Here is a 10,962-nt window from a genome sequence, read left to right as displayed (position 1 = left end):
CCCGCCATGCCCGCACGAATCTCGTCGGTCAGCGTGTAGATGACGTCGTAATATTTGAACGCCACCTTGTTCCGCTCGGCGATCTCGCGTGCTTTGGCGTTGGGACGGGTGTTGAAGCCGATGATCGGTGCGCCCGACGCCGCTGCGAGCGTCACGTCGCTCTCGGTGATGCCGCCGACGCCCGAATGCAGGATGCGCACCCGGATATCGTCGGTCGAGATCTTGTTGAGTGCTCCGACGATGGCTTCGACCGACCCTTGGGTATCGGCCTTGACCACCAGCGGATATTCGATCGCCTGCTTCGACTTGAGCGCCGAGAACATGCTCTCGAGGCTGGCCGGCGCCTGGGTGGTGCGCTTGTGGAGCAGCACGCCCTGACGATATTCGGCGACCTCACGGGCACGCGCCTCGCTCTCGACCACCTGCAGCGGATCGCCCGCCATCGGCACGCCCGACATGCCCAGCACCTCGACCGGAGTCGACGGACCGGCTTCCTTCACCTGACGGCCCTTGTCGTCGATCAGCGCACGGACCTTGCCGCTTTCCGCGCCGCAGACGAACACGTCGCCGACCCGGAGCGTACCGCGACGGACCAGCACGGTCGCCACCGGACCACGGCCCTTGTCGAGCTTCGCCTCGATCACGCTGGCTTCCGCCGGGCGATCGGGGTTGGCCTGCAACTCGAGCAGTTCGGCCTGGAGCTGGATCTTCTCGATCAGTTGCTCGAGACCGGTCTTCTTGAGCGCCGACACTTCGACGTCCTGCGTCTCACCGCCCATTTCCTCGACCTGCACGTCATGTTCGAGCAGGCGTTCGCGGATGCGCTGCGGGTTCGCCTCGTGCTTGTCGACCTTGTTGATCGCGACAATCATCGGCTTGCCAGCGGCGCGCGTGTGATGGATCGCCTCGATCGTCTGCGGCATCAGCCCGTCGTCGGCGGCGACCGCGAGGATCACGATGTCGGTCACGTCGGCACCGCGCGCGCGCATCTCGCTGAACGCTTCGTGGCCGGGCGTGTCGAGGAAGGTGATCCGCGACTTGTCCTTCATCGTCACCTGATAGGCGCCGATATGCTGGGTGATGCCACCGGCCTCACCGCGCACCACATCAGTGCCGCGCAGCGCGTCGAGCAGCGAGGTCTTGCCGTGGTCGACATGGCCCATGATCGTCACGACCGGCGGGCGCGACTGAAGCGTCTCAGCCAGATCCTCGGTCGTGTCGAGCGCCAGATCGACGTCGGCATCGCTCACGCGAACGATGTTGTGGCCGAATTCGGTGACGAGCAGTTCGGCGGTGTCCTGATCGATCGTCTGCGTCATCGTGACGGGCGAACCCATCTTGAAGAGCGTCTTGACCAGATCGGCACCCTTTTCGGCCATGCGGTTGGCAAGTTCCTGCACCGTGATCGTTTCAGGCACCTGAACGTCGCGAACCTGCTTGATCTGCGGTTCACGCGGACCACCGAAGCCACGCTTCTCCTTTTCACGGGCACGCTTGAGCGCGGCGAGGCTGCGCGAGCGCGCACCATCGTCGCCCAGCGCGCGGGTAACGGTGAGCTTGCCCGACTGGCGGCGATCGTCGCCCTTGCGGTCGCGCGACGGCGCGGGCCGTGCCGGTTCGTTGCGACGCGGGGTCGCCTGACCGGTGCCCGACGGAGCGGAACGCAGCGCGGTCGCGCCGGCCGCGGCAGGGCGTGCCGGAGTAGCGGCCGTGGCAGCAGCAGCCTGAGCAGGCGCGGGGGCCGGCTCGGGCTTGGGCTGCGGCTTGGGAATCTCCGGGCGCTGCACCGGGGTGAAGCGGCGCGGGGCCGGCCGATTGGGGTCGGCGGTCAGAACGATCGGCTGCGGGGCCGGCGCGGGAGCCGGACGCGGCGGGGCAGCGCGCAGCGGAGCCTGGGCAGGCTTCGCTGCGACCGGGGCGGGTGCCGGGGCCGGCGCAGGCGTGGGGGCCGGCGCAGGTGCAGGTGTGGGCGTTTCCGCGACCGGTGCCGGTGCAGGGGTTTCCACGACCGGTGCCGGTGTCGGTGTCGGCGCAGGCGTCGATACGGGTGCCGAAGTCGGCTCTGCAACCGGAACAGGCGCGGGCGCTGGTTCCGGGGCGGGCGCGGGTGCAGCTTCCGGCTCGGGTGCGGGTTCAGGTGCCGGTTCGGCCTTGGGCTCGGCGGCAGCGCGCGCCTTTTCCTCGACGCGCAGGCGTTCGGTTTCCACCGCTTCGCGGGCGATCCGCTCGTCGCGACGCCGATGTTCCTCGGCGGCGTTCATGCGGGCTTCCTCCGCCTCGCGCAGCAGCTTGGCCTGCAGCTCGTGGCGCGAAAGGCCGGCGTTGCTCGCCGCCGGGCGGGGCGGCGGTGCGACCGGTGCCGGACGCGCCGTGGCGGCGACGGCCGGAGTCGGGGCGGGGGCAGCCTGTTCGGCACCCTGTTCCTCACCCGGGCGGCGGAGTTCGCGGCGGCGCTTCACCTCCACGACCACCGTGTTGGAGCGGCCATGGCTGAAGCTCTGCTTCACCTTGCCGGTCTCAACGGTGCGCTTGACGCCGAGCGGCTGACGGGTGCCCAGCTTCGGCTTGTCGTTGTCGATGTCGCTCATCCGGTTACTCAGGTTCCTGCTTCAATTGGTCGAGGCCAATATGGCCGGCATCCGAAATGCCGGCAGATTGCGCCGTCGATGCGCCCTGCGAAACGCTTTCGCAAGGCGTAGGGATAGGTTCGGGTCCGATAAAGTGCAGCCAGCGGGACAGCGCGTCATTGGCTCGCTGTGCCGCCCGTGCGTCGGTCAGGCCGACATGTACCACATTTTCGCGCCCAAGCGCCAACGACAATATGGTGCGCGTGACCGGCAATGCCAATCCCCTGCGACCAGAACCTTCGTCGTCGGTGCCGACACGCCATGCCTGGGCCAGTTTGCCCGCGCCATCGGCGGCGGCATCGGACGCATGATACAGCGCATGGAGCTTGCCCTGGCGCGCCGCCTTGTCGATCGCGGTGCCGCCGACCACGACGAAGCCGGACTTGGCCTCCAGCCCCAGCCGGTCGAGCGCATGGCGTCGCAGCGCCTCCTCGATCCGTTCAGGCAGGTCGTCTGGAATCGTCAGCGCCGCGCCCTTGAACGCCCGCGCCAGGCTCCCACGCAACCGCCCCTTGGCGATCGCGGTTTCGAGCGTCTTGCGATCCACGCCGATCCACGCGCCACGGCCGGGGGCCTTGGCACGCACATCGGGCAGCACATCGCCGTCGGGCGACAGGGCGAGCCGCACCAGCCCGTCGCGGGAGCCATGCTCGCGCGACAGGATACAGCTACGCTCGGGGCCTTCGGTCAGCCGCGCGGTATCATTGTTCGGAGTCCGCAACTGCGTCCTCCGAAGTCTCGGCCGGGGCGGCGTCATCGGCGAACCAATGCGCGCGTGCGGCCATGATGATCTCGTTGCCCTGTTCGTCGCTCAGGCCATATTCGGCGAGAATGCCGCCCTTCGGCGCCTCGCGCTTCGGCGCATCGTCACCACGACGGCGCGGTTCGGCCTTCTTCTTCTCGACCAGTTCGTCGGTCGCGAGATCGGCGAGGTCGTCGAGCGTCTTGATGCCCGCCTTGCCAAGCGTGACCAGCATCGCTTCGGTCAGATACGGCAGTTCGGCCAGATCGTCCTCGACGCCGAGGGTGGTGCGCTCCTCGCGGGCGGCCTGTTCGCGGCGTTCGATCGCTTCCTGCGCCCGGCTTTGCAGCTCCTGCGCGAGATCCTCGTCGAAGCCCTCGATACCGGCCAGTTCCTCGATCTCGACATAGGCGACTTCTTCCAGCTCGCCGAAGCCTTCGGCGACCAGAAGCTGTGCCAGCGTCTCGTCGACGTCCAGTTCGCGCTCGAACATGCCCGAGCGTTCGATGAATTCCTTCTGGCGCTTCTCCGACGCATCCGCCTCGGTCAGAATGTCGATCGCCTTGCCGGTCAACTGGCTGGCGAGGCGCACGTTCTGGCCGCGACGGCCGATCGCAAGGCTGAGCTGGTCGTCGGGGACGACCACCTCGATCCGGTCCTCTTCCTCGTCGAGCACCACGCGCGCGACGTTGGCGGGCTGAAGCGCGTTGACGACGAACGTCGCGGTATCGGGCGACCACGGGATGATGTCGATCTTCTCGCCCTGCATCTCCTGCACGACGGCCTGCACGCGGCTGCCCTTCATGCCGACGCAGGCACCGACCGGATCGATCGAGCCGTCGTGGCTGATGACGCCAATCTTGGCGCGCGAGCCGGGGTCGCGGGCGGCCGCCTTGATCTCGATGATGCCGTCGTAGATTTCGGGGACTTCCTGCGCGAACAGTTTCTTCATGAAGTCGGGGTGCGCGCGGGACAGGAAGATCTGCGGCCCGCGATTCTCGCGGCGCACGTTCAGGATCAGCGAGCGGACCCGGTCGCCGACGCGGACCGCTTCGCGCGGAATCTGCTGGTCGCGGCGGATGACGCCTTCGGCACGGCCGAGATCGACAACGACGTGACCGAATTCGACGCGCTTGACGACGCCGGTGATGATCTCGCTCTGGCGGTCCTTGAACTCCTCGAACTGGCGCTCGCGCTCGGCGTCGCGGACCTTTTGCAGGATGACCTGCTTCGATGCCTGCGCCTGGATGCGGCCGAATTCGATCGGGGGCAGCGGATCGACGATATAGTCGCCGAGCACGGCACCCTTTTGCAGCTTCTGCGCGTCGGCGACGCCGATCTGCTTGAAATGATCGTCGACCAGCTCGACGACTTCGAGCACGCGCCACAGGCGCAGGTCGCCGGTCGTCGCGTCAAGCTTGGCGCGAATGTCGTTCTCGGAACCGTAGCGGGTCTTGGCGGCGCGCTGGATCGCGTCCTCCATCGCCTCGATCACGATGCCCTTGTCGATCATCTTTTCGGAAGCGACCGAATTCGCGATCGCGATCAGTTCCGCGCGATTGGCGGTGACGGCGGTGGCCATGTCAGTTCAGTCCTTCTTGATCGGCCGCATCGTCGTCGGCCGGTTCGTCTTCATATTCCTCGGCACCGTCGACAGAGAGCGGGGCCGTCGCCTTCAGCAGCGCGTCGGTGATGACGAGCTTGGCATCGATGATCGCGGCGAACGGCACGGTCATCGTCTTGTGCTTGCGCACGTCGATCGTGATGCTGTCGTCCTCGGTGCCGATCAGGATGCCGGTCAATTGCTTGCGACTGTCGATCGGCGCGTCGAGCGTCACGCGCGCCTCGAATCCCTTCCAGTCGTCGAAATCGGCGAGGCGCGTCAGGGGCCGGTCGATGCCGGGCGACGATACCTCCAGCCGGTACGCTTCCTCGATCGGGTCGTTCTCGTCCATCAGGTCCGAGATGCGGCGCGAGAGTTCGGCGCAATCGTCGATCGTGAGCTGGCGGGTGTCGGGCCGCTCGGCCATCACCTGCAGCGTCGGGTCGGACTTGCCGCCGAACATCTTGATGCGCACGAGGGCGAAGCCCAGCGCCTTCGCCTCCGGTTCGATCAGTCGCGTCAGTTCGGCGATATTCGCCATGCCGTCTCCACAGGTTACGTCGCTTCGCTGCCGGTCCCTGATGGAACCGGCCCCGGCACGTTGACGATGTCGAGGAAGCAACCGGCATATAGGTAAAATCGCATGTCCCGGCAAGAGGGAACGGGAGCATGCCGCAACCCCGTGCGTTGGCCAGCTATCCTGTCGATACCGTCGCATGAGGGCCGCCAATGTCTCCGTTCCGTTCGCTGATTCCCGCCGTCGCGTTGCTCGCGGCCTGTAATTCCGGCGGCGAACTGGAGGCGCAGCCGGGGCCGGCCCGCCCCGTCCCCGCCGCGACGACCGTGCCCGCCCCGGCCCCGACGCAGGCAGGCAAGCCGTTCGTGGTTCAGCCCGTCGCCGATCTCGAATCGCCATGGGCACTGGCATTCCTGCCCGAGGGCCGCATCCTCGTGACCGAGCAGGCGGGGCAGATGCTGCTGCTGAGCGCCGATGGCCGGCGGCGGCAGGTGGTGGCGACGATTCCGGTCGATTCGGCGGGGCAGGGCGGGCTGATGGACGTGGTGCCGGCACCCGACTTCGCGACCAGCGGCCGGGTGTATTTCAGCTATTCGACCGCGGGCGACGGCGGCAAGGGCGTGGTGCTGGCACGCGGGCGGCTGCGCGCGGCCGAGGGTGGCAATGGCGGCGAGATGCGGCTGGGCGAGATCGAGGCGCTGTTCCGCGCTACGCCGTTCGTCAGCGGCGACGGCCATTATTCGGGGCGGATCGCGTTTGCGCCCGATGGCCAGCATCTGTTCTTCACCAATGGCGAGCGGCAGAAGTTCGATCCGGCGCAGGACCCCAAGGCAACGCTGGGCAAGGTGCTGCGCCTGACGCTGGATGGCAAGCCGGCGGGCGACCCGGGCCTCACTGCGCGGGGATTCCACCCGGCGGTGTGGTCGTACGGCCACCGCAACCTGCTGGGGCTGGCGTTCGACGCACAGGGCAATCTGTGGGAACAGGAGATGGGGCCGAAGGGCGGCGACGAGGTCAACCTGATCGTCGCGGGCAAGAACTATGGCTATCCGCTGGTGTCGGACGGCGATCATTACGATGGCCGGCCGATCCCGCGCCATGCGACCCGCCCCGATCTGGAAGCGCCCAAGGTGAGCTGGAACCCGGTGATCTCGCCCGGCGGGCTGATCGTCTATTCGGGCGCGATGTTTCCCCAGTGGCGCGGCGACCTGTTCATCGGTGGGCTGTCGAGCAAGGCGCTGATTCGCGTCGACGTGAACGGCACCAGCGCGACCAAGGGCGATCAGTGGGACATGGGCGCGCGCATCCGCGACGTCGAACAGGGGCCGGACGGCGCGATTTGGGTGATTGAGGACGGCGCGCAAGGATCGCAGGGTCGGCTGTTGAAGCTCACCGCGCCGCGCTGATCCCGCGTCGCCGGGCGCTGGTGGTCGGCTACCGCAGCATCTCCAGCGTCTGTTTGTCGCGTTCGCCGTCATAAAAGGTATCGAGGACGTCGCCGAACGGCGTGTCGTCCCCGGCCACCGCCTCGAACAACGTCATCGACGAGCGTAGCTTCATCGCGTCGACATCGCCGAGGATACGGTCGATGTCGCGGCCGTCGTGCGCCAGCAGCGCCTGCGCCGCTTGCCTTAGTCGCGGGCCGAGGACGGGATGCGCGAGATACGCCTTCGCCTCCTGCGCATCGGCGATGCCATAGCGCTGCGCCATGGTGCTGAAGCCCAGCCCGCGCAGTTGCGGCAGGACGAACCACATCCAGTGGCCACGTTTCTCACCCTCGACCAGTTCGGCCAACGCCTGGTCCCAGGTCGCGCGCTGCGCTTCCACGAATCGGTCGAGCGGATCGGTCATGTCGTCATCCTATCGGGTGAGACGCCACGCACAATCCATCGCTTGATTTCAGGCCACGCTGTTGTCTAGCCTTGTCAGACAAACAAATATCCTTGGGAGGGGACTATGCGATACCTGCAAGCCGTGGCCGTCGCGGCCGCGATGGTCGCCGTGCCGGTGGTGGCACAGAGCGCCGACGATTTCGCCGCGAAGGTCATCAACGCGCCATTGCCCGCCAGCCTGAGCGTCTATGGTCTTGGCAGTCCGCCGCCGGTGGTGCGGGTGAAGGGCGTCGACGGGGGCAAGGCGATGCGGGTCGCGATTCCCGCCGCCGACAAGGACCCGTGGAAAATCTCGCTGTCCTCCGCCACGACCCAGCCGGTGAACAAGGGCGACCGGCTCGTCCTTGCCTTCCATGCGCGGGCGACCGGCATGGCGGCGGGCACCAAGGCGCGGATTGCCAATGCCTCGGTGCAGTTGGCCAAGGCTCCCTATACCGGCCTGTTCGGCCAGCCGGTCGAGGTCGGCGACCAGTTCGAGTTCCTGCAGGTAGCGGGCAAGGCCGACCGCGATTATGCGGCGGGCGAGCTGTCGGCCTCGCTGCAACTGGCCACGGGCAAGCAGACGTTCGAATTCGGTCCGCTGTTCATCATCAACCTCGACCGGAAGTGAGTGTCATGGGCTGATCCAGCCGACCCGCAAACGTCATCCCAGCCTGCGCTGGGGTGACGTCCGTTTCGATCGGGATAGGTCAGTCCCGCGTCGCGGTGAGGAAATAGTCGAGCGCGGTGTCGTCGGACAGGGTGAAGCCGCGCGTCGGCGAGAAGGCGAGGCCGGCGGGCGGCGAGACGGTCAGCCCGGCCTCGCGCAGATGCGCGGTCAGTTCGTCGGGGGTGAGGAAGCGTTGCCAGTCGTGGGTGCCGCGCGGAATCATCCCCACCCCTTCGGCCAGCGTAATCATCGCGAGCCGCGACAACGCGGTGCGGTTGGGCGTGGAGACGACGAGCAACCCGCCCGGCGCAATCGCCTCGGCCAGTCCCGCCACGAAGGCGGCGGGATCGGCGACATGTTCGATCACCTCCAGCGAGGTAACGAGATCGAAGGTACGCCCGGCGATCGCCTCGACGCCGCCCGCCAGATAGTCGATCGGCAGCCCCATCGCGGCCGCATGCGCCGCCGCCGCGCCGATATTCTCGGGCGCGGCATCGACTCCGGTAACGGTCGCGCCCAGCCGGGCGAGCGGTTCGGCGAGCAGCCCCGCACCGCAGCCGACGTCGAGCGCGCTCCGGCCGGCAAGCGGGGTGAAGCCCGCGCCGTCGCCCGCCCAATGCGCGTCGACCGCCGCGCGGACGAAGCCGAGGCGGACCGGGTTCAGCCGGTGGAGCATCGCCGAGCTGCCCTTCGGGTCCCACCACTGCGCCGCCATCGCGCCGAAATGGGCCGCTTCGCGTGCCACGACGCTTGATTGCGCCGGAACGGCTTTAGGCGCGTCAAAGATTGCGTTGCTTGCGTTCGTCATGGGCACCTCCTATCAGCCGCCGCCATTCCCCCCAAGGATGAATGGCAGACACGCATGGCGCGGATTGTGATGAAGTTCGGTGGCACCTCGATGGCGGGGATCGAACGTATTCGCAACGTCGCCGCCCGCGTGAAGCGCGAGGTCGAGGCCGGCAATCAGGTCGCGGTGGTCGTGTCGGCGATGGCGGGCGAGACCGACCGGCTGGTCGGCTTCTGCCGCGAAGCCTCGGCGCTGTACGATCCGCGCGAATATGACGCGGTCGTCTCGTCGGGTGAACAGGTGACGAGCGGGCTGCTCGCCATCGCGTTGCAGGCAATCGGCGTGCCGGCGCGCTCGTGGCTCGGCTGGCAGTTGCCGATCGGCACCAGCGACGCACATGCCACCGCGCGGATCGAATCGGTCGACACCACCGCGCTCGACCAGAGCCTGTCGGCGGGCGAGGTCGCGGTGATCCCGGGTTTTCAGGGCGTGAGCGAGGCGGGCCGGATCACCACGCTCGGACGCGGCGGGTCGGACACGTCGGCGGTGGCGATGGCGGCGGCGATGCAGGCCGACCGCTGCGACATCTACACCGATGTCGACGGCGTCTATACCACCGACCCGCGCATCGTGCCGCGCGCGCGCAAGCTGGCGCGGGTGACGTATGAAGAAATGCTCGAACTGGCGTCGGTCGGCGCCAAGGTGCTCCAGACCCGCTCGGTCGGGCTGGCGATGAAGGAACAGGTCCGCGTGCGCGTGCTGTCGTCGTTCGACGACAGCCGCGACGAGGACGGCTATCGTGGAACGCTGATCGTCGGCGAAGAGGAAGTGACGGACATGGAACGGCAGCTCATCACCGGTATCGCCCACGACAAGAACGAGGCGAAGATCACGCTGGTGGCGGTCCCCGACCGGCCCGGCGCGGTCGCCTCGATCTTCGCGCCGCTGGCCGATGCCGGCATCAACGTCGACATGATCGTCCAGAACATCGCCCATTCGGCGGGATCGACCGACGTGACCTTCACCGTGCCCGCCGCCGAACTGGCCCGCGCGCTCGACACGCTGGACAAGGCGAGCGGCGACATCGGCTATGGCAAGGTGCTGCACGACACGCGCGTCGCCAAGATCTCGGTCGTGGGCGTGGGGATGCGCAGCCATGCCGGCGTCGCCTCGACGATGTTTACGACGCTGGGCGAGCGCGGCATCAACATCCAGGCGATCACCACCTCGGAGATCAAGGTCAGCGTGCTGATCGAGGAGGATTATACCGAACTGGCGGTGCGTGTGCTCCACACCGCCTACGGGCTCGACGCGGATTGATCCTGCGGCCGCTTCTCGCGTTCGCCGCGCTGCTCGCGGCGGCACCGGGCGAGCGGCCGGTGCTGGACGAGCGGTTCGAGCAGGGCGGGGGAGCGGTGGCGCGGCGGTTGCTGCGCGACCCGCATCTTTCGATCGCCACGGGGGCGGGCGTGGGTGGCGGTGATGCGTTGCGCGCCGCCTATGTCGGCGGGGCGATGGGCAGTGAGCGGATCGTCCACAGCATCCCGCTGGGGGAAGCCGGCACCGACTATACCCTGTCCTACGATGTGCGGTTCGATCTGGGTTTCCCATTCGTCGAGGGCGGCAAGCTGCACGGCCTCGGCCCCGAGCGGCCGGTTGCGGGGGGCAACCCGATCCGGCCCGACGGCTGGAGTGCGCGGGTGATGTGGCGCGCGAAGGGACGCGCCGAACTCTACAGCTATCATCAGGACCAGCGCGACCAATATGGCGACCATGGCGTCGTCGTCGCGCCGGCCGACTTTACGCCGGGCCGCTGGCAGGCGGTGTCGCTGCACGTCCGGCTCAACGATCCGGCGGCGGCGGCGAACGGGCTGGTCGAACTATTCGTCGACGGCCGGCTGGTCGAGCGGCAGGCGGCGATCCGGTTGCGCGGCGACGACGTCCCCCACGCCCGGATCAGCCTGTTCCTCTTCAGCACTTTCCACGGCGGCAACGCGCCCGAGTGGGCTCCGCGCGACGCACAAGGCGGTTATGCGACGGTCCATGCGCTGTTTGACAATATCGCCGTGGAGCGTGGCCGCCACATCCGGCGTACACCGGACGGCTGAGCGCTTGTTTGAAAACGCGCCGATGCGCGTTTTGCGG

10 protein-coding genes are annotated in these 10,962 nt (G+C 67.8%); 4 read left to right on the top strand and 6 right to left on the bottom strand.

The genetic code is table 11. From position 1 onward, the window contains the following. From infB to rimP, 4 genes are all read right to left on the bottom strand, one after another. On the bottom strand, nt 1–2,588 hold a 2,588-nt coding region (infB, locus tag ASE78_RS03795), incomplete at its 3' end, for a translation initiation factor IF-2 (protein WP_235514865.1). A gap of 4 nt (nt 2,589–2,592) precedes the next feature. After that, nucleotides 2,593–3,348 carry a DUF448 domain-containing protein gene (locus tag ASE78_RS03790; RefSeq protein WP_414886717.1) on the bottom strand — a complete coding sequence of 252 codons (756 nt, stop codon included), beginning with the start codon at nt 3,346–3,348 and terminating at the stop codon, nt 2,593–2,595. After that, nucleotides 3,329–4,951, bottom strand: coding sequence for a transcription termination factor NusA (gene nusA, locus ASE78_RS03785; RefSeq protein ID WP_055761902.1), 1,623 nt, complete (start codon nt 4,949–4,951; stop codon nt 3,329–3,331). The genes ASE78_RS03790 and nusA overlap by 20 nt, the downstream gene beginning before the upstream one ends. Before the next feature lies 1 nt (nt 4,952). Then, nucleotides 4,953–5,513, bottom strand: coding sequence for a ribosome maturation protein RimP (rimP, locus tag ASE78_RS03780; RefSeq protein WP_056493469.1), 561 nt, complete (start codon nt 5,511–5,513; stop codon nt 4,953–4,955). Between the two features lie 188 nt (nt 5,514–5,701). Here rimP and ASE78_RS03775 point away from each other — a divergent pair, with 188 nt between their 5' ends. Further along, nucleotides 5,702–6,895 carry a PQQ-dependent sugar dehydrogenase gene (locus tag ASE78_RS03775; RefSeq protein ID WP_082466995.1) on the top strand — a complete coding sequence of 398 codons (1,194 nt, stop codon included), beginning with the start codon at nt 5,702–5,704 and terminating at the stop codon, nt 6,893–6,895. A 28-nt stretch (nt 6,896–6,923) separates the two neighbouring features. On the opposite strand, the gene ASE78_RS03770 is transcribed toward ASE78_RS03775, so the two are convergent. Then, on the bottom strand, nt 6,924–7,340 hold the full coding sequence (locus ASE78_RS03770; RefSeq protein WP_056493465.1) for a DUF1810 domain-containing protein: 417 nt from the start codon (nt 7,338–7,340) through the stop codon (nt 6,924–6,926). 105 nt (nt 7,341–7,445) lie between these two features. On the opposite strand from ASE78_RS03770, the gene ASE78_RS03765 reads away from it, so the two are divergent. Next, nucleotides 7,446–7,991, top strand: a complete 546-nt coding sequence (locus ASE78_RS03765) for a hypothetical protein (protein WP_056493462.1) — start codon at nt 7,446–7,448, stop codon at nt 7,989–7,991. Between the two features lie 79 nt (nt 7,992–8,070). On the opposite strand, the gene ubiG is transcribed toward ASE78_RS03765, so the two are convergent. Then, entirely contained in the window at nt 8,071–8,838 is a 768-nt protein-coding gene (gene ubiG / locus ASE78_RS03760) for a bifunctional 2-polyprenyl-6-hydroxyphenol methylase/3-demethylubiquinol 3-O-methyltransferase UbiG (RefSeq protein WP_082466994.1), read from the bottom strand. Between the two features lie 54 nt (nt 8,839–8,892). Between ubiG and ASE78_RS03755 the strand changes: the two genes are divergently transcribed. Further along, nucleotides 8,893–10,137, top strand: coding sequence for an aspartate kinase (locus ASE78_RS03755; RefSeq protein WP_056493459.1), 1,245 nt, complete (start codon nt 8,893–8,895; stop codon nt 10,135–10,137). Next, nucleotides 10,134–10,925 (top strand): polysaccharide lyase, encoded by a 792-nt coding sequence (locus ASE78_RS03750; protein ID WP_056493456.1) that lies wholly within the window; start codon nt 10,134–10,136, stop codon nt 10,923–10,925. The genes ASE78_RS03755 and ASE78_RS03750 overlap by 4 nt, the downstream gene beginning before the upstream one ends. Nucleotides 10,926–10,962 lie beyond the last annotated feature (37 nt).

Origin of the sequence: Sphingomonas sp. Leaf25, assembly GCF_001421635.1 — a bacterium.
Lineage (GTDB): Bacteria > Pseudomonadota > Alphaproteobacteria > Sphingomonadales > Sphingomonadaceae > Sphingomonas.
Note: the sequence above shows the minus strand (reverse complement) of the source record. Positions and strands in the feature narration are given on the sequence as shown.